General features: G+C 60.1%; 32 protein-coding genes. 30 read left to right on the plus strand and 2 right to left on the minus strand.

What is annotated here, in order from left to right; all coding sequences use genetic code 11:
• Nucleotides 1–47 precede the first annotated feature (47 nt).
• The 27 genes from PMI23_RS03970 (at nucleotide 48) to recX (ending at nucleotide 20,852) form a co-directional block, all read left to right on the plus strand.
• A complete protein-coding gene (locus PMI23_RS03970; RefSeq protein ID WP_007908784.1) occupies nucleotides 48–632 on the plus strand; it encodes a phage tail terminator protein in 585 nt (194 codons plus the stop codon).
• Nucleotides 629–808: a DUF2635 domain-containing protein gene (locus PMI23_RS03975; protein WP_007908782.1), complete on the plus strand. Its 180-nt coding sequence runs from the start codon at nucleotides 629–631 to the stop codon at nucleotides 806–808. Before PMI23_RS03970 ends, PMI23_RS03975 begins: the two co-directional genes overlap by 4 nt.
• A complete protein-coding gene (locus PMI23_RS03980; RefSeq protein ID WP_007908780.1) occupies nucleotides 808–2,304 on the plus strand; it encodes a phage tail sheath subtilisin-like domain-containing protein in 1,497 nt (498 codons plus the stop codon). Before PMI23_RS03975 ends, PMI23_RS03980 begins: the two co-directional genes overlap by 1 nt.
• Before the next feature lie 67 nt (nucleotides 2,305–2,371).
• A complete protein-coding gene (locus PMI23_RS03985) occupies nucleotides 2,372–2,719 on the plus strand; it encodes a phage tail tube protein (RefSeq protein WP_007908779.1) in 348 nt (115 codons plus the stop codon).
• Nucleotides 2,716–3,012 (plus strand): phage tail assembly protein, encoded by a 297-nt coding sequence (locus PMI23_RS03990; protein WP_007908778.1) that lies wholly within the window; start codon nucleotides 2,716–2,718, stop codon nucleotides 3,010–3,012. The genes PMI23_RS03985 and PMI23_RS03990 overlap by 4 nt, the downstream gene beginning before the upstream one ends.
• 130 nt (nucleotides 3,013–3,142) lie before the next feature.
• Complete coding sequence (locus PMI23_RS03995; protein WP_007949659.1) at nucleotides 3,143–4,915, plus strand: hypothetical protein; 1,773 nt, start codon at nucleotides 3,143–3,145, stop codon at nucleotides 4,913–4,915.
• Nucleotides 4,902–6,137, plus strand: coding sequence for a DNA circularization protein (locus PMI23_RS04000; protein ID WP_007908775.1), 1,236 nt, complete (start codon nucleotides 4,902–4,904; stop codon nucleotides 6,135–6,137). Before PMI23_RS03995 ends, PMI23_RS04000 begins: the two co-directional genes overlap by 14 nt.
• A gap of 3 nt (nucleotides 6,138–6,140) precedes the next feature.
• A complete protein-coding gene (locus tag PMI23_RS04005) occupies nucleotides 6,141–7,187 on the plus strand; it encodes a phage baseplate assembly protein (RefSeq protein ID WP_007908774.1) in 1,047 nt (348 codons plus the stop codon).
• Nucleotides 7,188–7,301: 114 nt separating this feature from the next.
• Entirely contained in the window at nucleotides 7,302–7,811 is a 510-nt protein-coding gene (locus PMI23_RS04010) for a phage baseplate assembly protein V (RefSeq protein ID WP_007908773.1), read from the plus strand.
• Complete coding sequence (locus PMI23_RS04015; protein WP_007908772.1) at nucleotides 7,811–8,209, plus strand: phage GP46 family protein; 399 nt, start codon at nucleotides 7,811–7,813, stop codon at nucleotides 8,207–8,209. Before PMI23_RS04010 ends, PMI23_RS04015 begins: the two co-directional genes overlap by 1 nt.
• A complete protein-coding gene (locus tag PMI23_RS04020; RefSeq protein ID WP_007908770.1) occupies nucleotides 8,199–9,245 on the plus strand; it encodes a baseplate J/gp47 family protein in 1,047 nt (348 codons plus the stop codon). Before PMI23_RS04015 ends, PMI23_RS04020 begins: the two co-directional genes overlap by 11 nt.
• Entirely contained in the window at nucleotides 9,233–9,832 is a 600-nt protein-coding gene (locus tag PMI23_RS04025) for a YmfQ family protein (protein ID WP_007908769.1), read from the plus strand. The genes PMI23_RS04020 and PMI23_RS04025 overlap by 13 nt, the downstream gene beginning before the upstream one ends.
• Nucleotides 9,833–9,845: 13 nt before the next feature.
• A complete protein-coding gene (locus PMI23_RS04030) occupies nucleotides 9,846–11,003 on the plus strand; it encodes a hypothetical protein (RefSeq protein ID WP_007908767.1) in 1,158 nt (385 codons plus the stop codon).
• Nucleotides 11,000–11,515 carry a hypothetical protein gene (locus PMI23_RS04035; protein ID WP_007908765.1) on the plus strand — a complete coding sequence of 172 codons (516 nt, stop codon included), beginning with the start codon at nucleotides 11,000–11,002 and terminating at the stop codon, nucleotides 11,513–11,515. The genes PMI23_RS04030 and PMI23_RS04035 overlap by 4 nt, the downstream gene beginning before the upstream one ends.
• Before the next feature lie 139 nt (nucleotides 11,516–11,654).
• Nucleotides 11,655–12,752, plus strand: a complete 1,098-nt coding sequence (locus PMI23_RS04040) for a hypothetical protein (RefSeq protein WP_007908764.1) — start codon at nucleotides 11,655–11,657, stop codon at nucleotides 12,750–12,752.
• A 7-nt stretch (nucleotides 12,753–12,759) separates the two neighbouring features.
• Entirely contained in the window at nucleotides 12,760–13,326 is a 567-nt protein-coding gene (locus PMI23_RS04045) for a tail fiber assembly protein (protein WP_007908762.1), read from the plus strand.
• Between the two features lie 22 nt (nucleotides 13,327–13,348).
• Nucleotides 13,349–14,272 (plus strand): glycine-rich domain-containing protein, encoded by a 924-nt coding sequence (locus PMI23_RS04050; RefSeq protein ID WP_007908760.1) that lies wholly within the window; start codon nucleotides 13,349–13,351, stop codon nucleotides 14,270–14,272.
• Nucleotides 14,272–14,739, plus strand: a complete 468-nt coding sequence (locus PMI23_RS04055; RefSeq protein WP_007908758.1) for a phage tail assembly chaperone — start codon at nucleotides 14,272–14,274, stop codon at nucleotides 14,737–14,739. The genes PMI23_RS04050 and PMI23_RS04055 overlap by 1 nt, the downstream gene beginning before the upstream one ends.
• A gap of 39 nt (nucleotides 14,740–14,778) precedes the next feature.
• Complete coding sequence (locus tag PMI23_RS04060) at nucleotides 14,779–15,699, plus strand: gp53-like domain-containing protein (RefSeq protein ID WP_007908756.1); 921 nt, start codon at nucleotides 14,779–14,781, stop codon at nucleotides 15,697–15,699.
• A gap of 2 nt (nucleotides 15,700–15,701) precedes the next feature.
• Nucleotides 15,702–16,142: a phage tail assembly chaperone gene (locus PMI23_RS04065; RefSeq protein WP_007908754.1), complete on the plus strand. Its 441-nt coding sequence runs from the start codon at nucleotides 15,702–15,704 to the stop codon at nucleotides 16,140–16,142.
• Nucleotides 16,143–16,151: 9 nt separating this feature from the next.
• Nucleotides 16,152–17,312 carry a glycine-rich domain-containing protein gene (locus tag PMI23_RS04070; protein ID WP_007908752.1) on the plus strand — a complete coding sequence of 387 codons (1,161 nt, stop codon included), beginning with the start codon at nucleotides 16,152–16,154 and terminating at the stop codon, nucleotides 17,310–17,312.
• On the plus strand, nucleotides 17,312–17,566 hold the full coding sequence (locus PMI23_RS04075; RefSeq protein ID WP_007908751.1) for a hypothetical protein: 255 nt from the start codon (nucleotides 17,312–17,314) through the stop codon (nucleotides 17,564–17,566). The genes PMI23_RS04070 and PMI23_RS04075 overlap by 1 nt, the downstream gene beginning before the upstream one ends.
• A 36-nt stretch (nucleotides 17,567–17,602) precedes the next feature.
• Nucleotides 17,603–18,169: a glycoside hydrolase family 19 protein gene (locus PMI23_RS04080; protein WP_007908750.1), complete on the plus strand. Its 567-nt coding sequence runs from the start codon at nucleotides 17,603–17,605 to the stop codon at nucleotides 18,167–18,169.
• On the plus strand, nucleotides 18,148–18,666 hold the full coding sequence (locus PMI23_RS04085; protein ID WP_007908749.1) for a lysis system i-spanin subunit Rz: 519 nt from the start codon (nucleotides 18,148–18,150) through the stop codon (nucleotides 18,664–18,666). Before PMI23_RS04080 ends, PMI23_RS04085 begins: the two co-directional genes overlap by 22 nt.
• A 67-nt stretch (nucleotides 18,667–18,733) precedes the next feature.
• Nucleotides 18,734–19,234, plus strand: a complete 501-nt coding sequence (locus PMI23_RS04090; RefSeq protein ID WP_007908748.1) for a CinA family protein — start codon at nucleotides 18,734–18,736, stop codon at nucleotides 19,232–19,234.
• A gap of 83 nt (nucleotides 19,235–19,317) precedes the next feature.
• Nucleotides 19,318–20,373, plus strand: a complete 1,056-nt coding sequence (gene recA, locus PMI23_RS04095; RefSeq protein WP_007908746.1) for a recombinase RecA — start codon at nucleotides 19,318–19,320, stop codon at nucleotides 20,371–20,373.
• Between the two features lie 8 nt (nucleotides 20,374–20,381).
• Entirely contained in the window at nucleotides 20,382–20,852 is a 471-nt protein-coding gene (recX, locus tag PMI23_RS04100) for a recombination regulator RecX (protein ID WP_007908744.1), read from the plus strand.
• A gap of 55 nt (nucleotides 20,853–20,907) precedes the next feature.
• Here recX and PMI23_RS04105 read toward each other — a convergent pair whose 3' ends face one another.
• Nucleotides 20,908–22,026 carry a TIGR00730 family Rossman fold protein gene (locus PMI23_RS04105; RefSeq protein WP_007908742.1) on the minus strand — a complete coding sequence of 373 codons (1,119 nt, stop codon included), beginning with the start codon at nucleotides 22,024–22,026 and terminating at the stop codon, nucleotides 20,908–20,910.
• A gap of 351 nt (nucleotides 22,027–22,377) precedes the next feature.
• Between PMI23_RS04105 and PMI23_RS04110 the strand changes: the two genes are divergently transcribed.
• Nucleotides 22,378–22,572 (plus strand): hypothetical protein, encoded by a 195-nt coding sequence (locus PMI23_RS04110; RefSeq protein ID WP_007908740.1) that lies wholly within the window; start codon nucleotides 22,378–22,380, stop codon nucleotides 22,570–22,572.
• Here the strand turns inward: PMI23_RS04110 and PMI23_RS04115 are convergent, their stop codons facing one another.
• Nucleotides 22,573–22,998, minus strand: a complete 426-nt coding sequence (locus tag PMI23_RS04115) for a PA3611 family quorum-sensing-regulated virulence factor (RefSeq protein ID WP_007908738.1) — start codon at nucleotides 22,996–22,998, stop codon at nucleotides 22,573–22,575. It abuts the gene before it with no gap.
• Between the two features lie 186 nt (nucleotides 22,999–23,184).
• On the opposite strand from PMI23_RS04115, the gene PMI23_RS04120 reads away from it, so the two are divergent.
• Together PMI23_RS04120 and erdR are read left to right on the plus strand one after the other, a co-directional pair.
• On the plus strand, nucleotides 23,185–23,934 hold the full coding sequence (locus PMI23_RS04120) for a tRNA-uridine aminocarboxypropyltransferase (RefSeq protein ID WP_007908736.1): 750 nt from the start codon (nucleotides 23,185–23,187) through the stop codon (nucleotides 23,932–23,934).
• 223 nt (nucleotides 23,935–24,157) lie between these two features.
• The gene (gene erdR, locus PMI23_RS04125; RefSeq protein WP_007908734.1) at nucleotides 24,158–24,808 is read left to right on the plus strand and encodes a response regulator transcription factor ErdR; all 651 of its coding nucleotides are present in this window, start codon (nucleotides 24,158–24,160) and stop codon (nucleotides 24,806–24,808) included.
• The last annotated feature ends 6 nt before the right edge of the window (nucleotides 24,809–24,814 follow it).

Raw genomic sequence — 24,814 nt, forward strand, 5'->3', positions numbered from 1 at the left:
ACTCCTACAGGGGCCTGCGGTAACTCTCACTATTTTGGAACACCCCCATGAAGATCACCCCGATCCTCACGCAACTGCGTGGGCAATGCCCTGGCCTTGCCAACCACATTTCGGTGGGCCTCGATCTGGCCTTGCTGCAAGGCAACCCGGATCTGCCAACACCTTCGGCCCACGTGCTGCCAAGCGCCGATCTGGCCAGCAACAGCACCACACAAAACCTCATCGCCCAACCGATCCGCGAGCGCTTCGAAATCGTCCTGGTGCTTGACGCCAGCGACGCTACAAAAGCGCTGGATCTGTTGCACGACCTGCGCGCCGAACTGTGGCGCGCGGTGGTGGGGTTCAAGCCCGATTCCGACTACAGCGCCATCGTTTACGACGGCGGCGAGATGGTCTCGATCAACAGCAGCCGCGCCTTCTACCGGCTGCGCTTTTTTGCCGAGTTCCAGCTCGGCCGCAATCTGCCAAGTCAGCCTGCGGAGAGTTGGCACGAACGCGAACTGGACGGTTTGTCGTCCTTTACCGGGGCCACCGTGCGGGTCGATACGATCGACCCGGCCGACCCCAACCTGAAACGCCCGGGCCCTGATGGGCGCGTGGAAATGACTTTCTCTGGAGACGTAACCCCATGAGCAATCGCATCACCGTACTGCCGGCCGAAGGCCGCGTTGTACCTGACCCGGAGGCCGGCGATCTGCTGCCGCTGGAAGGCCGTGAAGTGCTGGACAGCGCCTGGTGGCGCCGACGTCTGGCCGACGGCGATATCACCCTCAAAACCGCACCAGCCAAACAAAAGGGAGCCAAATAATGGCGATCGGATTCAGCAACATCCCCGCGGACATTCGTGTGCCGCTGTTCTATGCCGAAATGGACAACTCGGCCGCCAATAGCGCGAGTTCGACCCTGCGTCGTTTGATCGTCGCTCAGGTCAACGACAACATTGCCCCGACCGAAGTCGGCAAACTGGTGTTGGTCTCCAGCGTTGCGCTGGCCAAAAGCATCGGAGGTCAGGGCTCGATGCTCGCCTCGATGTACGAGACCTTCCGCAAGGCCGACCCGATCGGTGAGATCTGGTGCCTGCCGCTGCACAACACCGAAGGCGCGATCGCCAAAGGCGTGCTGACCCTGACCGGCACTGCCACTCAGGCTGGCGTGCTCAATCTGTATGTCGGCGGCGTGCGTGTGCAAGCCACCGTGGTCAACGGTGCCACTGCTGCGCAAGCAGCCACCGCACTGGCACAGAAAATCAACGCTACCGCCGACCTGCCGGTCAGCGCTGCTGCTGCCGAAGGTGTGGTCACCCTGAGCGCCAAATGGACTGGCGACAGCGGTAACGACATCAGCCTGCAATTCAATCGCCTGGGCAAGAGCAACGGCGAAGATACCCCGGCCGGCCTGACCACTGCGATCACCGCCATGACTGGCGGCGCCGGTGTGCCGGATCAGGTTGAAGCCATCGCGGCGCTGGGCGATGAGCCGTTCGAATTCATCGCACTGCCATGGTCCGATCTGTCGACCCTCAACACCTGGCAAGCGGTCATGGATGACAGCACCGGTCGCTGGTCGTGGGCCAAGCAATTGTTCGGTCACGTCTACAGCGCCAAACGCGGCACCGTCGGTACGCTGGTCGCAGCAGGCCAGGCGCGCAACGATCAGCACATGACCATTCAGGCGCTGGAGCCGGGCGTTCCGCAACCGTTCTGGGTACAAGCTGCCGCACTGGCTGCACGCACCGCCGTGTTCATCTCCGCCGACGCCAGCCGTCCGACGCAAAGCGGCAGCCTGCCGGGCGTTGATCCGGCGCCGGCCAGTGAACGCTTCACCCTGACCGAGCGACAGTCGCTGCTCAACTACGGCATCGCCACCGCGTATTACGAAGGCGGTTACGTGCGCATCCAGCGCTCGATCACCACCTACCAGAAAAACGCTTACGGTCAGGCCGACAACTCCTACCTGGACAGCGAAACCATGCACCAATCGGCGTTCATCGTGCGTCGTCTGCAAAGCGTGATCACCAGCAAATACGGCCGGCACAAACTGGCCTCCGACGGCACCCGTTTCGGCGCCGGTCAGCCAATCGTGACGCCAGCGACCATTCGCGGTGAGCTGATCGCCCAGTACGCCAAGCTCGAACTGGAAGGTCACGTGGAGAACGCCGAGCTGTTTGCCGAGCACCTGATCGTCGAGCGCGACGTGCAGGACCCGAGCCGCGTGAACGTGCTGTTCCCGCCGGATTACATCAACGGTCTGCGCGTGTTCGCGCTGCTCAACCAATTCCGTCTGCAGTACGACGACGCGGCTTGATCCGCGCGTTTGACGGCAAGTTTTCAGCCCACCTCGCGTGGGCTTTTTTATTCAAGGGAGTAACACCATGGGTCAACTGATTGCAGGCACCTGCTACGTCAAAGTCGACGGCGCACAACTGACCATCAATGGCGGCTGCGAAGCCCCGCTGATGGCGGTCAAACGCGAAACCGTCGTACCCGGCTTCTACAAGGAAACCGACATCGCGCCGTCGTTCAAAGTGACCGCGCTGCACACCGCCGACTTCCCGCTGAAGAAGCTGATCGAAGGCACCGACATCACCGTCACCTGCGAATTCAGCAACGGCAAAGTCTACGTGCTGGCCGGTGCCTACCTGGTCGAAGAGCCAGTTTCCAAGGGTGATGACGCCACCATCGAGCTGAAGTTCGAGGGCATCAAGGGGACCTGGCAATGAGCGGCGCCGTGAAGCTTCAGGTTGCGATCGAAGCTCACGGCGAGCCCCTGACCGAACTCGTCCTGCGCCGTCCGACGGTGCAGGAAGTGCGAGCGATCAAGGCGCTGCCGTACAAGATCGACAAGAGCGAAGAAGTCAGCCTCGACATGGACGTGGCGGCCAAATACATCGCCGTGTGCGCCGGCATTCCGCCGTCGTCGGTCAACCAGCTCGATCTGGCTGACCTCAATGCGCTGAGCTGGGCCGTTGCGAGTTTTTTCATGAGTGCGGCGTCGGCGCCATCACCGACCTGATCGCCGTCGCCTATGACCTGGCCTGGTTCTGGAAGGTTGACCCCGAACAGATGATGGCCAGGCCACTGGATGTGCTCCGCGAATCGCTGGAGCACGCGCAACGGATCAATGCGATGCAGCAGGTGCAGTGATGGCAGAAGAAACCAAAGCTAAAGCGTCGGTGTTGCTTACCGGCATCGATGAACTGTCGCCCAAACTCGGCGCTTTGCGAGTCAAGGTCGAGAGCTTCAAGAACAACCTCGAACAGGCCGGCCTCGGCAAACTGGACATCAGTGGTCTGTTCAAGGGCGGCAGCGTGATCACGCCGTTTGTGGACGGGATCAAATCGGCCGCAGCGTTTCAGGGCAAATTGACTGAAGTCAGCGACACGGCAAAAACCGTCGACTTGCCCGCCACACCGAAAGTCGCTGCGCAAAACATGAACGTGTTCAGTGCGTCGATGGAAAAGGTTTCCGCAGCCGTGGACGCGGCACTGGTGCCGGCGGTGGGGGCGTTGGTGGTCGGGCTGGAACCGATGCTGACCCAGGTCGGCAGTCTGCTCGCTGACAACCCAAAACTGGTCGAAGGCCTAGCGGCGGGGGCGATTGCCTTCTCGGCGATGCAAACCGCCGTCACCGGCATGACCCAAGTGATGGACGTGATGAGCATGGTGCTCAAGACCAACCCGATCATGCTGATCGCCATGGGCATCGCGGTGGCGGCCGGTCTGATTTATGCCAACTGGACGCCGATCAGTGCTTTCTTCAAAGGCATGTGGGAGGGCGTGAAAAACATCGGTGCGAGTGCGATGGCGACGTTGCGCTCGATCCTCGATTGGCGACCGCTGGATGCACTGGCGGCGCTGTGGTTACCGGTCGCGGGGTTCTTCTCGGGCATCTGGGACAAGGTAAAAACCGTCACCACGCCGGTGATCGACTTCTTCAAATCGGTGTTCTCGTGGACGCCCGCCGGCATGATCCTGGAAAACTGGACGCCGCTGACCGGGCTGTTTTCGGCGATCTGGGAATTGCTCAAGGCCTTGAGTGTGCCGGTGATGGCGTTTCTCAAAGGTCTGTTCGACTGGACACCGTTGGGCATGATCATCAATAACTGGGGGGCGATCACCGGGTTCTTTGCCTCGATATGGACGGCGCTGCAACCGGCGGCGCAAGCCATCAAGGACTTCTTCGGCACGTTGTTCGACTATTCCCCGCTGGGGATGATCGTCAACAACTGGGGCGCCATCGTGACCTTTTTCGAACCGATCTGGGCCGCGTTGCAAACGGCGGCGCAGCAGATCAAAAGTTTTTTCCAGAGCTTGTTCGAATGGTCGCCGCTGGAACAGATCGCCATGTACTGGCAACCGATCAGCGAAGTGTTTTCGGCGCTGTGGGGCGTGGTGCAAGCGTTGGCCGCGCCGGTGCTGGAGTTTCTGCACACCATGTTCGAATGGACCCCGTTGGGGCAGATCATCAAGAACTGGGGGCCGATCACCGAGTGGTTCGGCGAGTTGTGGCAAAAGCTGCAAACCGTGATCGCGCCGATCAAGGAGCTGTTCGACGGCGGCTTTGCCGGACTGATCGCCAAGGTTACCGGCAAGGTTGAAACGTTCACCGAAGCGCAACGCCAGACCAATGCCGAAGGCCAAGGAGAGCTGGCGCCGGCGTTCTTCGGGGCAAGTCCTCAAACATCGGCCAACGGTGCGCTGCAGGGTGGTTCGTTACCGCAAAGTTCTGGCGCCCTGATCCAGCAAAGCGCGGCCAACAACCGTACGCAACTCGAAGGCGGCCTGACCGTGCGCTTCGAAAATGCGCCGGCCGGGCTGCGTACCGATCAACCGCAAACCAATCAACCGGGCCTGGCGCTGTCTTCGCGCATCGGCTATCGCTCGCTGTCGATGGGAGGTTCCAATGAACTGGCGTGACCGCTTGTTGCCGGCATCCTTTCGCGGTGTCGGCTTCTGGATCGATCAGGCGAAAACCCCGGTCGGTCGCAAAGGTCAGTTGCATGAATATCCGCAGCGTGACCTGCCGTTTTTCGAAGATCTCGGTCAGCAGGCCAAGACCCACGACGTCACTGCATTCATCATCGGCGCCGATTGCCTGGAGCAGCGTGACAAGCTGCTCAAGGCATTGGAGGCGGGCAGTGGTGAACTGGTGCATCCGTGGCTCGGACGCCTGCAAGTCAAGGTCGGCGAATGCGACATGACCCACACCCGCCAGGACGGCGGGTTGGTGACCTTTACCCTGAAGTTCTATCCAGACCAACCGTTGCCGTTTCCGACCGCTACCGTCAGCACACAGAAAGTGTTGCTGGCCAAGGCCGACACGCTGTTGGGTTCGGCGGTGGCACGCTTCGAGCAGGCGATGACGTTGATCAAGGCTGCGCGGATCGGCATCGCCAATCTGCGCAACAGCCTCACCGGGGTTTATGAGGTGATCAAAGAACAGCTCAAGCCGCTGATCGAGCAGTACCGGCAGATCACCGAACTGGTCAAGGCAGTGAAAGAGTTGCCCAAGGAAGTGGCGGCTGAGTTCAAAGGTTTGCTCGGCGATATCAAAGAGCTCAAGGCATTCGCGAAGGAGGGCTACCGTGGCGTGATTGCCGACGTCTCCCAACAACTCGAAGCCATCCGCAAGGCGGATGCACCGAAGATCACCACCGGCAAGGACACCAACGCCGCGGCGCAGGCCATGGCCGATCTGGTGCAGGACACGATGCTGGTCAAAGTGGCGCAGTGGGTGGCGTCGATGCCAGTGGCGACCCCCGCGGTGAAACTGTCGTCGACACCTTCGGTGGCACATCAGGCGGATCAACCGGTGACCCGTCAGGAAGTACCGGTGACCGACGAAATGAAAGCGCTGCAGAAGGCGGTCGGGGTGGCCATTGATCCAATGCTGGACAAGGCCGATCCCAAGCACCACCAGGCAATCAACGATGTCAAGGAAGCGCTGCTGGCGCATCTCAAGGCAGTGGCGTCATCCGGTGTGCGACAGGTCACTAAATCGTTCCAGGAAAGCCTGCCGGCGCTGGTTGTGGCCTACAAGCAATTTGCCGATGCCACACGAGTGACTCAAGTGACTCAGAGCAACGCGATGAACCATCCGGGCTTTTCACCCAACGACGTGAAAGTGTCCAGGGAGTGAGCCATGAGCGAGATGGATAACCGCGTCACGTTGACCGTCAACAACATGGAATACGGCGGCTGGAAAAACGTGGAAATCACCGCTGATCTGGAGCGCCAGTTCCGCACTTTCAAACTTGACATCACCTGGCAGTGGCCGGGGCAGACGGTGGACCAGCGGATCAAGCCGGGTGACCCCTGCGAAGTGAAAATCGGCCAGGACCTGGTGCTCACCGGTTATGTGTTCAAGGCGCCGATCCGCTATGACGGACGCCAGATCAGCCTGACCATCGAGGGCAGTTCCAAGACCCAGGATCTGGTCGATTGCGCCGCCAGGAACACGCCGAACCAGTGGCAGGAACAACCGCTGCTGAGCATCGTTCAGGCGCTGGCGATGGAGTACGGGCTGATGGTGGTCAATGAAATTCCCGAGACCGCGCGGCTGACCAAACACACGATTGTGCCGGGAGAGACGGTGTTTCAGTCGATCGACCGTTTGCTCTCGCTGCTGCGGGTGTTTTCCACCGATGACGAGCAGGGCCGGCTGGTGCTGGCCAAGCCGGGCAGCGGTGGGCGGGCCAGTGATGCGCTGGAGCTGGGCAAGAATATTTTGTCCGCCAGCGCGTCGATGGATTACAGCCAGGTGTTCTCCGAATACCGGGTGATCGGCCAGCAAAAAGGTTCGGACAAGAAGAGCGGGGCGGCAGTCAGCGAGGTTGAATCCAGCGCGACCGATCTGAGCTTCAAACGTCGACGCACCACGATCATCAACGAGGGCACCGCGCTGACGTTCGAACTGGCCCAGCAACGCGCCCAGTGGGAAAGCGCCACCCGTATGGGGCGGGCGCAGACCACCACGTATCAGGTGCAGGGCTGGCGCCAGGCCAACGGTGATCTTTGGCGGCACAACACGCTGGTCAAAGTCACGGATCCGGTGCTTGGGTTTGATGGCGACATGCTGATTTCCAAGGTCACTTATTCGCTGTCGGCGCAAGGCTCGGTGACCACCCTGCAAATGGCCCCGCCGCACACCTTCGATGCCAATCCCAGCCCTCCTAAAACAACCTCATAGGCCCGGAAAAGATCGCAGCCTTCGGCAGCTCCTACAGGTGTACGCCGATCTTATGTAGGAGCTGCCGAAGGCTGCGATCTTTTGACCTCGGCCCGTTTCTTACAGGAACCAAGCATGAGCCTACTGACACGCCTGCTGGCGCGCGGCACTGTCGTGCTCGCCAATTCGGCATCCAAGCTGCAATCGCTGCAAATGCGCCTCACCGCCGGTGAAGTGAACGACGACATGGAACATTTCGAACCCTACGGCTTCACCAGCCATCCGCTGGCCGGCGCCGAGGGCGTCGTCACCTTCATCGGCGGTGACCGATCCCATGCCATCGCCCTGGTCATCGCCGACCGCCGCTATCGCCTGCAAGCGCTTGCCGCTGGTGAAGTGGCGATCTACACCGACGAGGGCGACAAGATTCATTTCAAGCGCGGGCGGATCATCGATATCGAAACCGCCACGCTGAACATCCGCGCCAGCAGCGCGGTGAACTTCGATACGCCAGTGATCAATCAGACCGGCAAGATCGTCTCCAGCGGCGATCAGCTCGCCGGTGGCATCAGCCAGATCAACCACGTGCATGTCGGCGTACAGGCCGGCAACGGCCAGACCGGCGCGCCGGCAGGAGGCAAGTGATGCTGATCAGCCCAAACCTCCACGCCGCGCTGACCCGCGCCGTGCTCATCAGCCTGTTCACCTGGCGCCGCGCCGCCGATGACGACGCCCTCGACGACGACGAACGTTTCGGCTGGTGGGGCGACACGTTTCCCACCGTTGCCGACGACCGCATCGGCTCGCGGCTGTGGCTGTTGCGCCGGGTCAAGCTGACCCGACAAACGCAGATGGACGCCGAGTTCTATGCCCGCGAAGCCTTGCAATGGCTGATCGACGACGGCCACTGCAGCGCCATCGACATCATCAGCGAACGCCTCGACGCCCAGCGCCTGAACCTGCGCACGGTCCTGACCCTGGCTGACGGCGAACGTCTGGACATCAACCCCGATAACAGTTGGCAGGTGATCTATGCCGTTTGAAACCCCTTCGCTGCCGGTGCTGATCAAGCGCACCCAAAGCGACCTGGCCGGCGATTCGCTGCGCCAGTCCGATGCGCAAGTGCTGGCCCGCACCCTCGGTGGCGCGGCTTATGGTTTGTACGGTTATCTCGACTGGATTGCCGAGCAGATCCTGCCGGACAAGGCCGATGAATCGACCCTGGAGCGCATCGCCGCACTGCGTCTGAATCAACCGCGCAAACCCGCGCAAGTCGCCAGCGGCAGCGTCAGTTTTACCGCCACTGCCGGTGCAGTGCTGGACGTCGACACGTTGCTGCAATCGAACGACGGTCGCACCTACAAAGTCACCGCCGCGCGCACCACGGTCAATGGCAGCAACACCACTACCATCGCCGCGCTGGATGCCGGCAGCCTCGGTAATGCCGACGCCGGTCTGGCGCTGACACCGGTGCAGCCAATTACCGGTGTGGTCGGCACCAGTTTTGTCGTGCTGGCGCCGGGGCTCAGCGGCGGCGTGGCACGGGAAAGTCTGGAATCGCTGCGCTCGCGGGTGATTCGTTCCTACCGCGTGATTCCCCATGGCGGCTCGGCCAGTGATTACGAGACCTGGGCGCTGGAAGTGCCGGGCGTAACGCGCGCCTGGTGTCGTGGTGGCTTGCTCGGGCCAGGCACGGTGACGGTGTTCATCATGCGTGATGAAGACCCGCAACCGGTGCCCAACGATGAGCAATTGGCGGAGGTTCAGGCGTACATCGAACCGCTGCGTCCGGTGACTGCGGAAGTGCACGTACAGCGGCCGATTCAAGTGCCGGTGGTGTATCGCTTCAAGAGCGTCAATCCGGACACCACCGCTGTGCGCGCCGCCGTTGAAGCGCAGTTGCGCGACCTGCACAACCGCGAGGCCGACCTGGGTGTGCCGCTGCTGATCAGCCATATCCGCGAAGCCATCAGCAGCGCCGGTGGTGAGTACGATCACACCCTGACCGCGCCGGCCGCTGACGTGCCTGCCGGGCAAAGCGAACTGCTCACCTTCGGAGGTTGCGTATGGGGGGCATAAGAACCGCCGCGCAATATCAGGCGCAACTGCGCGCCTTGCTGCCCAGTGGCCCGGCGTGGGACCCGGAGCGTGTGCCGGAACTCGAAGAAGTGCTGCAAGGCGTCGCCGTCGAACTGGCCCGCCTCGATGCCCGCGCCGCCGACCTGCTCAACGAGATGGACCCGGCCGGCGTCAGCGAACTGGTGCCGGACTGGGAGCAGGTGATGAACCTGCCCGACCCGTGCCTGGGCGCCACGCCGCTGTTCGACGACCGCCGCCTCGCCGTACGCCGGCGCTTGCTCGCGGTCGGCAGCCAGGCTGTCGGTTACTACCTCGACATCGCCAAAAGCCAGGGCTACCCCAACGCGACCATCACCGAACTCGAAGCCCCACGCATGGGCCGCTCGCGTTTTGGCTCGGCGCATTGGGGCACGTGGGAAGCGCAGTTCATGTGGACGCTCAACACCGGCGGCCGCTTGCTGCTCGGCCGGCGTTACGGCGCGAGCTACTGGGGCGAGCGTTTTGGCGTCAACCCGGGCTCGGCGCTGGAATGCCTGATCCACCGCAGCGCCCCGGCGCACACCAAGGTGCACATCAATTATGACTAGGGAGGCATGAGCCATGGATTATCCGAACAGTGTTCCCAGCGCCGGCTTGGTGAACGGGAAGTTTGTCGATGAGAACCCGATGACCGGAACCCCGGGATCGCTGATTCCGGCGGACTGGGGGAATGGGGTTACGCAGGAAATCATCAACGTGATCAATGCCGGGGGGTTGACCCCGGACGAGAAGAAATACGATCAGTTGTTGCAGGCGATTCAATCGGTGACGGCCAAGGGCTGGAATCAGGATCTGGCGTTGCCACTGGTGGCGTTGCCGCTACCAACGGTAGCCACTGCCGATGGCCGGCTGACGGTCAGCCCGGCAGCTGCCGCTACCAGCGGTGGCAAGGTTTCGATCGCGGCGGGTACGTTTATCAGCCTGGGGCAGGAAGTGGTGAATGGCCAGTTGGGCCGCTCGCGCACTTTTGTGACATCGGCCTGGAGCAGCGTGGATCTGTTGCCCAGCAGCCACTACTTTCTGCGCGCGCAAGTTTCCGGTGGTGCGCTGACGTTCTACGTGCAGCGTGGCAACATTCATGACGTGACGCCCGAGTCGTTGAAAGGAACGGTAAACGGTGCCGCCGGTGGTGGGTTCCAGTCAACGGCACTGGACATGTGCCTGGCCTGGGTCGTGACCGGCGCACCGGGTTCGGTGCCGACGGTGCGAACGATTTACAACCGTGCCCGCTTGACCTGGACCCAGACCGTCAACGGGACCGGCGCGATTTTCCTGCCGCTGGATCCGCACGCACGTTCTGCCCGATTGGTTGCCGGCAATCCAACGCCGTCCTCGACGGCAGTGACGTCGGTTGCCTTTCCGTCAACGGGATGGGCGGGCGGTAACTATTGCTTCCTGTCGCCCATTATTGCGGGAAGTTCCAACAACCCCGGGGGCTGGAACCCGGCAACGGTTTCCCCTTGTGTGTTGTTTACCAACAACATCGTTAACGACGTGACGGTTTCAACCCTGGCCGCCAGTTTCGACCATGCCAATCTGCGCTCGTTGTGGCAGTGCTATCAGGCAGAACACAACCTTGGTCAGTCGAACGCCGACAGTGATGAGCTGTTACTCAGCATGGGCATCAAGAGCCACCCTGTCACCGACTACAGCGTCGGGATTGCGATCAACTTTGCAGACGCCGTGAACGTCCAACTGTCGTGGGAGCTTATTCGATGATCGTGATTCAGGAACTTCATCAGTTCGACGGCGAAATGCGCCTTCCTCAACCTTCTGCCGCCCATGACTGGGACGGTGAGAAGTGGGTCGTGAACGGCGATAAGCAGGCTGTGCTGAACGAGCAGGAAACTGAACGTCTGTGTACCAAAGTCGACGCCACCGCCGACAACATCCGCACCGCGCTGGCCGGCGACCCCCTCAAAGCCTTGGAGTACGCCCAGGCCGCCGCTGACGCGCAGGCTTATCAGGACGCCGGTTACCCGAAAAAGGAAGTGCCGCTGTCAGTCGCCGCGTGGGTTGTCAAAGGGCGCACGGCTAAACAGGCCGCCGAGCAGATTCTGAGCAAGGCCGATCAACTGACCGACCATCTGCTGGCGCTGCGTACGCTGCGCCTGAAAGCCAAAGCGCAAATTCGCGCACAGGCCGCCAAGGGCAACATGGATCTGGCGCGCAGCGCGGGTGAGGAAGCTTTGGTCGCCATTCGCGAGCTGACCAGCGGCCTTTCCAACTAAGCCGAAAAGCCTCCGTTCAGCGTCACCCAAGCCCACTTCAATGTGGGCTTTTTATTTTCAGAAAACAGACCGCGGGCAGGCACCTAAAAGGCGCCGTGTCGACGCCGGTCATTTGTCATTTCAAAGGAACGAACAACCTATGGATTACCCAAAAAGCGTCCCCAGCGTCGGCTTGGTTGATGGCCGCTTCGTTGATGAAAACCCAGTGGCGGGTACGCCGGGATCGTTGATTCCGGCGGTGTGGGGCAACAGTGTCACTCAGGAAATTCTGAGTGTGATCAGCGGCGGTGGGTTGGTGGCCTCCGAGGCGGATACCAGCCAGCTATTCAAGGCGATTCAGTCGATTGTCAGTAATGCCAGTCCGATGCGCTCGGTGATTACCCGGCTTGCAGCTTCCAAGTCACTGACTGAGCAGGAACTCGGACTTGTTTTGATCGATGGCAGCCCCGCCCCTGTGACCCTGACTTTACCTCCGGCGGATGTTTCTCTGGGTGTACGCGATGTGATTCTTCGTCGTGTCGACAACAGCGGCAATCGCCTCGTTGTTCAAGCATCCGGCACCGACAGGATTCGCTTTCACACCTACTTGTCGGCCAGCGGTTATCCGTTTCTGGTGTTGATGGGGGGAGGTGACTGGTGGCATCTGCGCAGTGACGGAGCCGGGAGCTGGTGGCCGATAGGACGCTTCGACAATACCGCCTTGGGACGCCCGTTTTTGGAGACCACCACAACGCTTAACCCGGGAGGTTATGGCGTTCCCAACGGTGATCTGTTCAAGCGCGCCGAATGGCCGTGGCTGTGGGATTTTGCTCAGGCGTCCGGGGCACTGACGACCGAAGCGGCCCGAGCGGGCAGAGAAGGTGGCTGGACCAGTGGCGATGGCGCTTCGAACTTTCGAATTCCCGAGATTCGGGGTGAGTTTTTGCGGGTGCTGAGTGAGAGCAGAAGCGTTGATGCTGGACGTGTAATAGGCAGTCTGCAAATGCACGCCTTGCAAAGCCACAACCATTATCTGCCGACGGGAACCGGGGCGACATTCAAGCCTGCTCCAGCGATTCCGGATACCGCCTGGGACGTTACCACCAACGTCAATTTTTTACCGACTTCAGCAACGGTGGCAACGACCTATCCCAACCCAGCATTCGACAATGATGCCTACATCGGCAATATCGGCAATTTCGCTGGCGAAACCCGACCGCGAAACATCGCCTATCCCGCGCGAATCAAATTTATCTGAGGTGCACATGTTCAATTATTTGATAGATGACAGCGGTGCATTGACCGGGCCTGTCGAGTTTCCGCTGGTGCCCGGGATCGGTCTGCAACTGCCAAGCAATGCTGTGACGCTGAGCATCGAACTCTCCCCTGCGCCTGAGGGGTTTGCCTGGGCCTATAACAAGGGTTCGTTGCAACAGCAGATCGATTGTCGTGGGGATGTCTATCGCACTGACACAGGCATTCGGGAAACCTGGAACGCGCTTGGCGAATTGCCGGAGGGCTTCACCCGGTTGCCTTTTCCGGGTGGCTTTCACGTCTGGTTGGGCAACGCCTGGCAGGTCGATGAGGCCGCGCAACTGGCGGATCGCAAACGCATCGTCCTCGTTCAACGCGACGCGTTGCTTCGCGATGCGGTGCTGCGCATCGCGCCCCTGCAATACGCCGAAGACATCGGCGATGCCAGCCATGACGAACAACTGCTGCTGATCGAATGGAAGCTCTACAGCGTCGAGCTGAACCGCATCGAAAAAAAGGCCGGTTTCCCCGATGAAATTACCTGGCCGGTCGCACCCGGCACATCCTTAGCCAACTGAATTCAGCACAGGGAGCAGTGCAATGGATTATCCAAAAAGTATTCCCGGGGTGGGGCTGGTCAACGGCGGCTTTGTCGATGAAAACCCGCTCGCCGGAACACCGGGATCGTTGATTCCCGCTGCGTGGGGCAACAGCGTCACGCAAGAAATTCTCAACGCGATCAAGGCGGCCGGGGTGACGCCTGATGAAGCCAAAACCGACCAATTGGCAACGGCCATCGGAGCCATGGTCGATTTCACCAAATTGAGAAACACCCCGACGACTTTGAGTGGCTACGGCATCATCGATGCGGTGGGACGACTGCTGGCGGTCCGGCAGATCGAGACGGTCGGGATCACAGTTTACAAGCCCAATCCCAAGGCCAAACGCATTCGTGTGAGGTTGGTGGGGGCGGGTGGCTCGGGAGGCGGGTGTGAGCCTGTGCCGGCAGGTAACCAAATTCTTGGTGGCGGTGGTGGCTCCGGTGCTTACGCGGAAAGCCTGTATGACGTCACCGCACAAATGCTCGCTGGCGTACCCGTTTCGCTGGGCGCCGGTGGTGCAATCAGCAACTCCACAGGCATGGCGGGCGGTGGCGCTTCTTTCGGCGCCTACATGAGCGTTTCGGGGGGAGGTGGTGGGCAAAAACTTGCGATCGTGACTTCGGCTACATCGTCTGGATTCATTCAGGGCGGAGTGGGCGGGACGATCACCGGGGGCAATCTTTGCAGCGCCCGTGGCATCACCGGAGGATTCGGGATGAGTAACGCCAATTGGGGACTGCTCTCGGGGTGTGGGGCTGCGAGTCCGTTCGACGGCGGGGCTTCTTTCACCGGCTCTAATACGGTTGGCAATGCTGGAAGCCGTGGCTCTGGTGGCAGCGGTTCATGCTCGGTCAACCCTTCGGCTTCAGTCGTCAGCGGTGCTGGCGGCAACGCCTTCTGTGAAATCTGGGAGTACGAGTAATGGCCCGTTATGCACGAGTGGAAAACGGTGTTGCGGTCGAACTGATCGATACGGGCGGCTACTCGATTACCCAACTGTTTGCCCCCGCTTTCATCGAGACGATGGTGCAGGTGCCGGAGGGCAAGCAGATCGAGATCGGCGCGCCCGTTGGCGAACTGCGCCAAGAGATTGCGCCGTTGCCGATAGTCGACAATCCGGTCGTTTCCACCGAAGCCATCGTCGAAGAACAGGAACCTTTGGCAGCAGCGCGCACTTGGCGTCAGTCCAGCCTGTCGGCCACAGAGTGGTGGGTGACGCGGCATCGCGACGAGCAGGCGCTGGGGTGTGGGACGACGCTCAAGGCCGCGCAGTATCTGGAGTTGCTGGAATACCGTCAGGCACTGCGCGACTGGCCTGATTCAAGCCAGTTTCCTTCGATAGTTTCCCGGCCTTCGGTCCCCGCGTGGTTAGCCGCACCCATTGGCTGAGACCCGCGCCAAAAATTTTTCAGATTAAGGAGATAAGCCTTGGACTATCCCAAGAGTGTGCCCAGTGTCGGGCTGGTCAATGGCCAGTTTGTCGACGAGGACCCGGTTACCGGAAAACCCGGTTCGCTGATCCCGGCGACGTGGGGCAACAGCGTCACGCAAGAAATTCTCAACGTCATTCAGGCGGCGGGCATGACGCCGAACGAGGTGTCGAATAATCAGTTGTTGGCGGCGTTGCGCAGCCCGGCATTGTTCATGACCGCGCCGCAGTTTGATGTTGGGCGCTCGGCAGCAACGTCCGAGTTTGTGCAACGGGCGCTGGGCAGTTATGCCAGTACTCGCAGTATATCCACCGCCACCCAATTGACTCAGGCAGATGTCGGCTGCTCGATCGGTCTGGGCGGCAACGCGGCGTACACCGTTACGCTGCCGGATGCCGCTGCGGTGCCGAACGGCGTCACGATCAGCCTGCATTGCCGTAACAGTGCGCCCGTCACGGTGGCCAGTAAAACCGGCACGCAAATCAGTCCGCAAGGGGCGTATCTGGCGTGGATCGTTTTGAACAATGGTGAGAGTGCGAACTTTGTCAGAGAGTCTGGAGTGTGGGTGGTTTATGGCACTGCCAGCCTCAAATATTCCTCCTCGTACGCTGCGCAATTCGAGACGGCGGGTTATCAAAAGCTCCCCAGTGGCCTGATCGTCCAGTGGGTGTTGGGATCTTCGGATGCAAACGGTGAGATGAGGGTAACGTTGCCTATCAGGTTTAATAACGTCGTGTTGGGGGGTATCGCCAATGAAGGTAACCCGATCGGCTGGTCTACCGCGAATACCAGCGTTTGGGGGTTCGATTTGGGAAATTCGACTACTACGGTGGCTTTTGCGCGGGTCAGGAGCATTGATAGCAATGGTGTAAAAGTGTCGCCGGGAATTTCGGGTCGAGTATTGGTTTGGGGGAGATAACCATGGCTATTTACTTTTTTGCTCAGACGCTTGGATTCGATCATATCGAAGAAGCCGGCGCGGACTTACCTGAAGGTGCAGTAGAAATCACCAAGGCGCAATACTCCGAACTGTTTGCCGGCCAGGCAAGCGGCAAAGTCATCAGCGCCAGTGCCAGTGGTCAGCCCGTTTTGATCGACCCCGTCATTTCTCCTGCAACGCTTGCCAGCCACGAGCGCGCATGGCGCAACCACGTTCTGCAGAACACCCAGTGGCTGGTGTTTCGTGATGCCGAAGAACTGGAAGTGGGCGAGGGCACGACTTTGCGTTCCGAGGAATTCAAACAACTATTGGCGTATCGGCAGGCACTGCGCGATTGGCCGAATGATCCGGACTTTCCGAGTTTATCTTCCCGACCAGTTGAGCCTGACTGGCTGGAAGGCTTGCTTCGGACAGGCAGTTGAGGAACTAACGTGGACTATCCAAAAAGCGTTCCCAGCGTCGGGCTGGTGAATGGCAAATTCGTCAATGAAGACGTCGTCGCGGGATTGCCCGGATCGTTGATCCCTGCGACCTGGGGCAACAGCGTTACCGATGAATTGTTGAACGTCGTCAAATCAGCCGGCCTTGAGCCGAGCGAAGCCGATGCAACCCAGTTGTTGCAAGCGATGAAAAAGCTCAGTCAGGCAGGTGAAGACAAACATGCCACTGACATCGGCGCGGCCAATCTCTACATGGCCAATTATGTGCCTGCCGTCACCGCACTGAAGGACGGATTGGCGCTGCGCTTTACTGCCGGTAATGCCAATACCGGGGCGAGTACGTTTGCACCGAACGGGTTGATGCCCCGGCCGCTATTGAGCCTTGGGCTGAGTGCGTTGCGGCCAGCGGAGATTGTCGGCAGCAGTGTGTGTTCGGTGGTGTATAGCGCGGCGCTGGACAGTTGGGTGCTGGTGTATGCGAGCGGTGGTAGTGCTGCGAGCGGCCGGTTGTTGGGGGTAAAGACGTTTACCGTATCCGGTACCTATGAGCCGATAGCCGGGACGAAGCACGTTCTGGTCAAGGTTGTGGGCGGTGGTGGTGGAAGTGCGGGAGTCGGGGCGACCACAACTTCCCAGTATGCAACCGTGGGCGGCGGTGCCTCCGGTAGTTATGCTGAAGCGTGGTTACCTTCCGAGACTATTGGTTCTCGTCAGGTTGTCACGGTGGGGGCTGGCGGAAGCGCGGGACTCGCAGCGGCGAATGCCGGAGGTGGTGGTACCAGTTCTTTTGGCTCGCTGGTTTCTGCTGCCGGTGGTGGAGGGTCGCCGTGGATTGGCTTTGTCGCGAATCAGGGCATGGGGCTTTATACCGGAGGCTATCCCGGTCAGACGGCCAGTGGCGGCAACATCGTCAATAGTGCGGGAAATGCGGGCGCCCCCGGGATATCTGTCAACGGCTCAACCCTTGCTGGGCACGGTGGCAGCTCGCCATGGGGCGGAGGCGGTTTTGGCAGCAGCGCAGCAGGCTCTCTGGCTGCACCCGGTTCCGGTTTCGGCTCCGGTGCGGGAGGAATCGCCAACGCCCCCAATCAACCTGGCAGACCAGGTGGCGCAGGTGCCTCGGGCGCCGTGATCATCTACGAGTACGCCTGATGAAAACCTACGCACGCATCTTCAACAGCACCGTGGTCGAGCTGTTCTCCACCGATGGCAATATGGCCGAGATGTTTCATCCGGATCTGCTCTGGGTCGACATCACTGAAATCACTCCGGTACCGCAAATCGACTGGACCGCCCACTTCGGTACCCTCGGTTGGGTGTTCGACGTGCCCGAAGAACTTGCACCGGACAGCACGCTGAAAACTCTGGCAAAAAAATGGCTGACGGGCATTGGCCGCCAACCATGATTCAATCGGGGCAATATCCAGGGAGGATCAAGCATTATGCAAATAACTGAAAGCAACCTTATCGACATCATGCCGAACGCCCGCTCCCAAGCGGGCGTTTTTGTTTCTGCACTCAACAGCGCGATGGCGCGCCGTCATATCGACTCGCCCAAACGCGTCGCGGCGTTCCTCGCGCAGGTCGGGCACGAGTCCGGGCAACTGCGCTATGTGCGGGAGTTGGGCAACAACCAATACCTGAGCAAATACGACACCGGCACGCTGGCGCTGCGCCTGGGCAACACGCCCGAGGCTGACGGCGACGGGCAGAAGTATCGTGGTCGCGGACTGATCCAGATCACTGGTCGCAGCAACTATCGCCAGTGCAGCGTTGGCCTGTTCGGTGATGAACGTCTGTTGTCCCTGCCCGAACTGCTCGAACAGCCACAATGGGCTGCCGAGTCCGCGGCATGGTTCTGGGAGCAGAACGGCTTGAATGAACTGGCCGATCGCGATCAGTTCAACACCATCACCCGGCGAATCAACGGCGGGTTGAACGGCTTGCAGGATCGCCTGGAAATCTGGGCGCGGGCGAGGGCAGTGCTATGCCAATCCCCTGGCGAGTGATCGGCATCTTATTGCTGGCCGCTGGTGCTTTTGCTGCGGCCTGGCAGTTTCAGGGGTGGCGCTACGAACGGCAATTGGCCGAGCAGGCCCGGTTAAACGCCGAAACCCTCAATCAACTGACGCAGACCGCCGCTGCAGCGCAGCAGGCCGAGCAGGATAAACGTCTGGCGTTGGAGCAGCGGCTCGCGGCCAGTGAACAAACCCATTACCGAGCGCTGAGCGATGCCCAACGTGATCAGGATCGCCTGCGCGATCGTCTTGCCACTGCTGATGTGCGCCTGTCAGTCCTTCTCGACGCCAGCGACGCTGCCCCAGGCTGCAATGTGCCAGCCACCGCCGGCGCCGGCAACGTGGATCATGCAACCGTACGCGCCCGACTTGACCCGGCGCATGCTCAACGAATTATCGCCATCACCGACACCGGCGACCGTGGACTGATCGCCTTGCAGGCGTGTCAGGCGTATGTCAGAGCGCTCGCGCCCGAACATTTTGAATGAGTCTGTGTATTGAAAGCGCAACCGGCTCGTGTACGGTGGAGGCATTCCACACGATCCGGAGCACGCCGTGAAAGAGATCACTCAACTGGCCGCCGACCTTGGCCGACGTCTGCAACTGCTCAATGCCCACGTCACCACCGCTGAGTCCTGTACCGGTGGCGGGATCGCCGAAGCCATCACGCGGATCCCGGGCAGTTCGGCGTGGTTCGAGGCGGGCTATGTCACGTATTCCAATCGACAGAAAACCCAGCAATTGAATGTGTCGGGTGAATTGTTCGAGTCGGTGGGTGCGGTCAGTCGCGAGGTCGTTGAGGCGATGGTGCGTGGCGCGCAGGACAAAAGCCTGGCGCGATTTGCCGTGGCGGTCAGCGGCGTAGCGGGGCCGGACGGTGGCTCGCCGAACAAACCGGTCGGCACGGTGTGGCTGGCGTGGGGTGTCGGCGAGGCAGTGACCAGTGAGGTTCAGCACTTCCCCGGCAACCGTGATGAAGTCCGCCGACAAACGGTGAAGGCCGCGCTAGAGGGGCTCCTGCGACTAGCGGCACGAGAAATCGAAAATCAGGGGTAGGCGATCCGCGAACGCTGTGGAATAATACTGGCTACTTATACAGGTGTTGGCCGTCAGGCCTTATTGATTACGTGAGGACTTTAATGGACGACAACAAGAAGAAAGCCTTGGCTGCGGCCCTGGGTCAGATCGAACGTCAATTCGGCAAGGGTGCCGTGATGCGTATGGGCGATCAAGACCGTCAGGCGATCCCGGCTATCTCGACTGGCTCTCTGGGTCTGGACATCGCGCTCGGCATTGGCGGCCTGCCAAAAGGCCGTATCGTTGAAATCTACGGTCCTGAATCCTCCGGTAAAACCACACTGACCTTGTCCGTGATCGCCCAGGCTCAAAAAGCCGGCGCGACCTGCGCATTCGTCGACGCCGAACACGCCCTCGACCCTGAGTACGCCGGCAAGCTGGGCGTCAACGTCGACGACCTGCTGGTGTCGCAGCCGGACACCGGCGAACAGGCGCTGGAAATCACCGACATGCTGGTGCGCTCCAACGCCGTTGACGTGATCATCGTCGACTCCGTGGCAGCCCTGGTACCGAAGGCTGAAATCGAAGGCGAAATGGGTGACATGCACGTGGGCCTGCAAGCCCGTCTGATGTCCCAGGCGCTGCGTAAAATCACCGGTAACATCAAGAACGCCAACTGCCTGGTGATCTTCATCAACCAGATTCGTATGAAGATCGGCGTGATGTTCGGTAGCCCGGAAACCACCACCGGTGGTAACGCGCTGAAGTTCTATGCTTCGGTCCGTCTCGACATCCGCCGTACCGGCGCGGTGAAGGAAGGCGACGAAGTGGTCGGCAGCGAAACCCGCGTCAAGGTTGTGAAGAACAAGGTCGCTTCGCCGTTCCGTCAGGCCGAGTTCCAGATTCTTTACGGCAAAGGCATCTACCTCAACGGCGAGATGATCGACTTGGGCGTGCTCCACGGTTTCGTCGAGAAGTCCGGCGCCTGGTATGCCTATGAAGGCACCAAGATCGGTCAGGGCAAGGCCAACTCGGCCAAGTTCCTGGCAGACAACCCGGAAATCGCCGCGAAGCTCGAGAAGCAACTGCGTGACAAACTGCTGACTCCTGCAGTGATCGACTCCAAGGCTTCTGCAGTCAAAGAGACTGAAGACGACCTGGCCGACGCTGACATCTGATTGCAGCGATGACCACCGCCGTACTCGATACCCTCGTCGCTGTGCGGCGAACCGCCATGGACCTGCTCGCACGCCGCGAGCACGGTCGAGTCGAGCTGACGCGCAAACTGCGTCAGCGCGGCGCTGAAGCGGAGATGATCGAAACAGCCCTCGACCGTTTGACGGAAGAGGGGCTGCTTTCCGAAGCCCGTTACCTTGAAAGCTTTGTTTCCTACCGCGCCCGCTCCGGCTATGGCCCGCTGCGGATCCGCGAAGAACTCAGCCAGCGCGGTTTGCAACGTGCCGATATCGAACTCGCCCTGCGCGAAAGCGGTATCAGTTGGCAGGAGCAACTGCAGGAAACGTGGCAACGCAAGTTCTCCGGACATTTGCCGATTGATGCGAAAGAACGGGCCAAGCAAGGCCGGTTTCTGGCGTATCGGGGGTTCTCGATGGAGATGATCAACCGCTTGTTCAGCGGTCGCGGCATGGACGATTAAACCGCTTCAATAAAAACGGCCCGCTATGAAAATAGCGGGCCGTTTTTTTTTGCCTTCAAATTGCCTTTGACGGCTCGCGGCTGCGTTGTGCTGTTTGCGGTTTTGAATCGGCCCAGTTTTCCGGCAGATTGATGTAATCGATCAACTCCCTCAGACGCCCGTGCGTTCGGGCATTGAAAGCGAAGGCCAGTCGTGCCAAATGGCTGAACTGTGCTTCATCGTGTTCCTCGCCGGCGTAGGCGTGTTGATGAAACTGATCACTCAGGCACAGATCGGCGAATGCTTCCTGCATGTGCGCCAACGCCTGATCGCTGAGCTTGTGATTCATACGAATCACGAATTGGCGCTTGAGCCAGCGGCTGGAGTGGAAGTTACTGTAGAACTGGTTGATCTGTTCCACCGCTTCCTCAACGGAGTAAACCAGACGCATCAGTCTCATATCGGTCGGCAGGATGTAATGGTTTTCCTCCAGTTGCTGGCGAATGAAGTCCATCGCGCCTTGCCAGAATGTGCCGCCCGGCGCATCCAGCAGCACCACCGGCACCAATGGACTTTTCCCGGTCTGGATCAATGTCAGCACTTCCAGCGCTTCATCCAGCGTGCCGAAACCGCCTGGGCACAAGACCAGCGCGTCGGCTTCTTTGACGAAAAACAGTTTGCGCGTGAAGAAGAAGTGAAACGGCAACAGATTGCCGGTGCCGTCCACCGTAGGATTGGCATGCTGCTCGAAGGGCAGGGTGATGTTGAAGCCGAGACTGTGATCGCGGCCGGCACCTTCATGCGCGGCAGCCATGATGCCGCCCCCGGCGCCAGTGATGACCATCATCCCCGAGCGGGTCAACGCCGCGCCGAGTTCACGGGCCATCGCATACAGCGGATGCTCGACCGGCGTGCGCGCCGAACCGAATACCGTGACTTTGCGTCGGCCTTTGAACTGCTCCAGGACCCGAAACGCCTGCTCCAGTTCGCGCAGGGCTTGCAAGGTAATCTTGGCATTCCAGCGGTTATGGTCTTCCTGGGCCATGCGCAGCACGGTCAGGATCATGTCGCGGTAGATGGGGATATTCGGGCTGTTGGGTGAAACACGGTTGAGTTGTTCTTCGACCTTACTGATGAGGTCGGGACCGCTTTCCTGAAAATGACGGCTCAAGAGGTCATTCGGTTGGTAAGGCATTCAACGTCTCCTTCTGCACAGAGCGGATGGCCCTGACGAGCGGCGTCAGTGCCGCGCTGCAAAAAACACACGATCGGCAGTTCCTTGTCTGCCGTTGAAAAATGATCGGGAATACTCTGAATCTAGACCCTTGCGCGCATTTGCGCTGACTTGATCATTGCGCCGTAAAGTTTTGGCTGGCAATCGTTTGTTGATTTTCCGCGCGTTGCTTCACCGCTCGTCCGAACGTGCACCGAATGGCAAACCCTCTGATTAACTAACGTACAGGCGCCTTACGACAGCTTTAGGTCAATAACCGTACGCAAGGTGCACGCGATTCAAGGATTTGCGGGTGGCAAGGAGGCGGGACACATGGCCAGAGTGATTCTGGAGATCGATACGCAGTTGTATCGGATGTTGAAGGCATCAGCCGAGACCAATCAACTCAGTCTCGAAGAGGAGTGCTGCCGGCGGTTGGCGGGTGGCGAGCGTCGTTCGCACTATTTACAGGCTTTGCTGGCTGAACTGCGCGCCGAGGATGAACAGCGGCGCGCCAATTCGCGATAGTTACTTCTTCTTCGCCGGGGCGGCTTTCGGGCAATCCGATTCCTGATAGCTGGCGGAGCCGATCGCTTTGTTGGTTTTCACTTCCGTGAAGTCGTAACGCATGATCGCACCCTTGGCCATCAGCTTGCGGTACGACGGGTTGTTGCATACCGAGGCGCCCAACTGGAAATACACGGCTTTAGGGTCAGCGCGCATTTTGTCGGCGTGGCTCTTCTGTACGCTCAGGTGGTTGATCAACTGAGTGCCTTCAACGGTGTAGCCCTGATCAAGAATGTCTTCATTGATTGCCCGAGGCGTGCCGACGCTGCTCTGGGCGGCGACGTTGCGCAGCTCTCGGTTCAGATTCTGCTCACTCAGGGATGCAGCCTGAGCGGTGAAGGACGACGCCAGCAGAATGGCAGCGGTAGGAACGATAAGGCGCAGCATGAAACTCTCCTGATTCAGTGACTGGTGGTTCGACCAGCCCTGTGGCTGTGCGTTCAGTGGCGCCGGATTATAGGGGAGCCGGTCGGGACGGTACAGGTTTGCACTCGCCGCTCTGGTAAACTGCCGGCCTTTATAGCCTTGCCGAGTGCTGTGCGTGTCGAGTTTTCCTGCCGTAAGGCGTTGCCCGTGACCCATCATGCCCCCAACGCCGTAGCCCGCTTGCGCGATCAGCGCGAGGACGAGGGCATCAAGCCGATTCAGGCCCGTGGCTTTCGCTCCGAGCGTTGCCGCGACTGCCGGGTGATCATCAGCCATTGTTTGTGCGCCTGGCGTCCGAGTGTCGAAACCCGATCGGGCGTGTGCCTGATCATGACCGGCAAGGAAGTGTTCAAACCGAGCAACACCGGTTGGCTGATTGCCGACGTGGTGCGCGATAACCATGCGTTTATCTGGTCGCGTACCGAGCCTGATCCGCAGATGCTGGCGCTGCTCAATGATCCGCAATGGCAACCGTATCTGGTGTTTCCCGGCGAATACGTCGAGCCGTCGCGAGTGACCAATACTGTCGCGATCGATAGCAGCAAGCGCCCGTTGTTCATTCTGCTGGATGCGACCTGGACCGAAGCGCGGAAGATTTTCCGCAAGAGCCCGTATTTTGATCGCTTGCCGATTCTCAGTCTGCTGCCCGACAAGCTTTCGCGCTACCGCTTGCGCCGTTCGACCCGCAGCGAGCACCTGTGCACCGCCGAAGTCGCGGCATTGTGCCTGGAACTGGCTGGTGACAGCGACGCCGCCTCTGCGCTGGACGCCTATTTTGACGTGTTCAGCCAGCATTATCTGGGCGCCAAACAGCAACTGGACATGAATGAGTCAACGCCGGCTCACGCCGAGTTGTTGCCCTATATACGAAAGCCGCAGCCGGAGTTGGCCCAATAGTGGCCCATACTGTACAAGCCAGCGGCCGTGCTGCTTGACCACCCCGTCTTCGCTGGGCATGCTTGGCGCCGATTGGGGTGCGGCCAAGGTTTGAAACGCCGTGTTTGCTGTTGATTGGCGTTGAACGTGCCCCTGTAGATACCGCTTTCAAGCGGCATCTTGAGTTGCTTTGGCCAGACCGGAATGCACCGGGTCTGCCATCAAAAACAGGATCATTTGAAAAATGGCCACATACGACATCCTGATTGCCGATGACCACCCTCTGTTTCGTAGCGCCCTGCATCAAGCGGTGACGCTGGGCCTTGGCCCGGACGTCCGGCTGGTAGAAGTGGCGAGCATCGCCGAGCTGGAATCTCGCCTGACCGAAAAGGCTGACTGGGATCTGGTCCTGCTGGACCTGAACATGCCCGGCGCTTTCGGGTTTTCCGGTTTGGTCATGCTGCGCGGGCAGTACCCGCAGATTCCGGTGGTGATGGTTTCGGCGCAGGAAGAAGCTTCGGTGATGGTCAAATCCCGTGAGTTCGGCGCCAGTGGTTTTATCCCCAAGTCCAGCGACCTCAGCGTGATTCAGGAGGCCGTGCGCAAAGTGCTCGATGGCGATGTTTTCTGGCCGCCGCAGGCGTTCGAGGCAGTCGCCGTTTCCGATGAAGCCAAAGCCGCCAGCGATGGTCTCGCCAGCCTGACCCCGCAGCAGTTCCGCGTCTTGACCATGGTCTGCGAAGGCCTGCTGAACAAGCAGATTGCCTATGAGCTGAGTGTGTCGGAAGCGACCATCAAGGCCCACGTCACGGCGATCTTTCGCAAGCTGAATGTGCGCACTCGTACGCAAGCGGCTTTACTGCTGCAACAACTTGAGTCAATTCCGAGCCAATAAAGGCTG

Origin of the sequence: Pseudomonas sp. GM24, from assembly GCF_000282235.1 — a bacterium.
Taxonomy (GTDB): Bacteria; Pseudomonadota; Gammaproteobacteria; order Pseudomonadales; family Pseudomonadaceae; genus Aquipseudomonas.

Bases quoted from the DNA above. Each gene is read 5' to 3' on its own strand.
- PMI23_RS03970 (WP_007908784.1), top strand. From the start codon at position 48: ATGAAGATCACCCCGATCCTCACGCAACTGCGTGGGCAATGCCCTGGC.
- PMI23_RS03975 (WP_007908782.1), top strand. From the start codon at position 629: ATGAGCAATCGCATCACCGTACTGCCGGCCGAAGGCCGCGTTGTACCT.
- PMI23_RS03980 (WP_007908780.1), top strand. From the start codon at position 808: ATGGCGATCGGATTCAGCAACATCCCCGCGGACATTCGTGTGCCGCTG.
- PMI23_RS03985 (WP_007908779.1), top strand. From the start codon at position 2,372: ATGGGTCAACTGATTGCAGGCACCTGCTACGTCAAAGTCGACGGCGCA.
- PMI23_RS03990 (WP_007908778.1), top strand. From the start codon at position 2,716: ATGAGCGGCGCCGTGAAGCTTCAGGTTGCGATCGAAGCTCACGGCGAG.
- PMI23_RS03995 (WP_007949659.1), top strand. From the start codon at position 3,143: ATGGCAGAAGAAACCAAAGCTAAAGCGTCGGTGTTGCTTACCGGCATC.
- PMI23_RS04000 (WP_007908775.1), top strand. From the start codon at position 4,902: ATGAACTGGCGTGACCGCTTGTTGCCGGCATCCTTTCGCGGTGTCGGC.
- PMI23_RS04005 (WP_007908774.1), top strand. From the start codon at position 6,141: ATGAGCGAGATGGATAACCGCGTCACGTTGACCGTCAACAACATGGAA.
- PMI23_RS04010 (WP_007908773.1), top strand. From the start codon at position 7,302: ATGAGCCTACTGACACGCCTGCTGGCGCGCGGCACTGTCGTGCTCGCC.
- PMI23_RS04015 (WP_007908772.1), top strand. From the start codon at position 7,811: ATGCTGATCAGCCCAAACCTCCACGCCGCGCTGACCCGCGCCGTGCTC.
- PMI23_RS04020 (WP_007908770.1), top strand. From the start codon at position 8,199: ATGCCGTTTGAAACCCCTTCGCTGCCGGTGCTGATCAAGCGCACCCAA.
- PMI23_RS04025 (WP_007908769.1), top strand. From the start codon at position 9,233: ATGGGGGGCATAAGAACCGCCGCGCAATATCAGGCGCAACTGCGCGCC.
- PMI23_RS04030 (WP_007908767.1), top strand. From the start codon at position 9,846: ATGGATTATCCGAACAGTGTTCCCAGCGCCGGCTTGGTGAACGGGAAG.
- PMI23_RS04035 (WP_007908765.1), top strand. From the start codon at position 11,000: ATGATCGTGATTCAGGAACTTCATCAGTTCGACGGCGAAATGCGCCTT.
- PMI23_RS04040 (WP_007908764.1), top strand. From the start codon at position 11,655: ATGGATTACCCAAAAAGCGTCCCCAGCGTCGGCTTGGTTGATGGCCGC.
- PMI23_RS04045 (WP_007908762.1), top strand. From the start codon at position 12,760: ATGTTCAATTATTTGATAGATGACAGCGGTGCATTGACCGGGCCTGTC.
- PMI23_RS04050 (WP_007908760.1), top strand. From the start codon at position 13,349: ATGGATTATCCAAAAAGTATTCCCGGGGTGGGGCTGGTCAACGGCGGC.
- PMI23_RS04055 (WP_007908758.1), top strand. From the start codon at position 14,272: ATGGCCCGTTATGCACGAGTGGAAAACGGTGTTGCGGTCGAACTGATC.
- PMI23_RS04065 (WP_007908754.1), top strand. From the start codon at position 15,702: ATGGCTATTTACTTTTTTGCTCAGACGCTTGGATTCGATCATATCGAA.
- PMI23_RS04075 (WP_007908751.1), top strand. From the start codon at position 17,312: ATGAAAACCTACGCACGCATCTTCAACAGCACCGTGGTCGAGCTGTTC.
- PMI23_RS04080 (WP_007908750.1), top strand. From the start codon at position 17,603: ATGCAAATAACTGAAAGCAACCTTATCGACATCATGCCGAACGCCCGC.
- PMI23_RS04085 (WP_007908749.1), top strand. From the start codon at position 18,148: ATGCCAATCCCCTGGCGAGTGATCGGCATCTTATTGCTGGCCGCTGGT.
- recA (WP_007908746.1), top strand. From the start codon at position 19,318: ATGGACGACAACAAGAAGAAAGCCTTGGCTGCGGCCCTGGGTCAGATC.
- recX (WP_007908744.1), top strand. From the start codon at position 20,382: ATGACCACCGCCGTACTCGATACCCTCGTCGCTGTGCGGCGAACCGCC.
- PMI23_RS04105 (WP_007908742.1), bottom strand. From the start codon at position 22,026: ATGCCTTACCAACCGAATGACCTCTTGAGCCGTCATTTTCAGGAAAGC.
- PMI23_RS04110 (WP_007908740.1), top strand. From the start codon at position 22,378: ATGGCCAGAGTGATTCTGGAGATCGATACGCAGTTGTATCGGATGTTG.
- PMI23_RS04115 (WP_007908738.1), bottom strand. From the start codon at position 22,998: ATGCTGCGCCTTATCGTTCCTACCGCTGCCATTCTGCTGGCGTCGTCC.
- erdR (WP_007908734.1), top strand. From the start codon at position 24,158: ATGGCCACATACGACATCCTGATTGCCGATGACCACCCTCTGTTTCGT.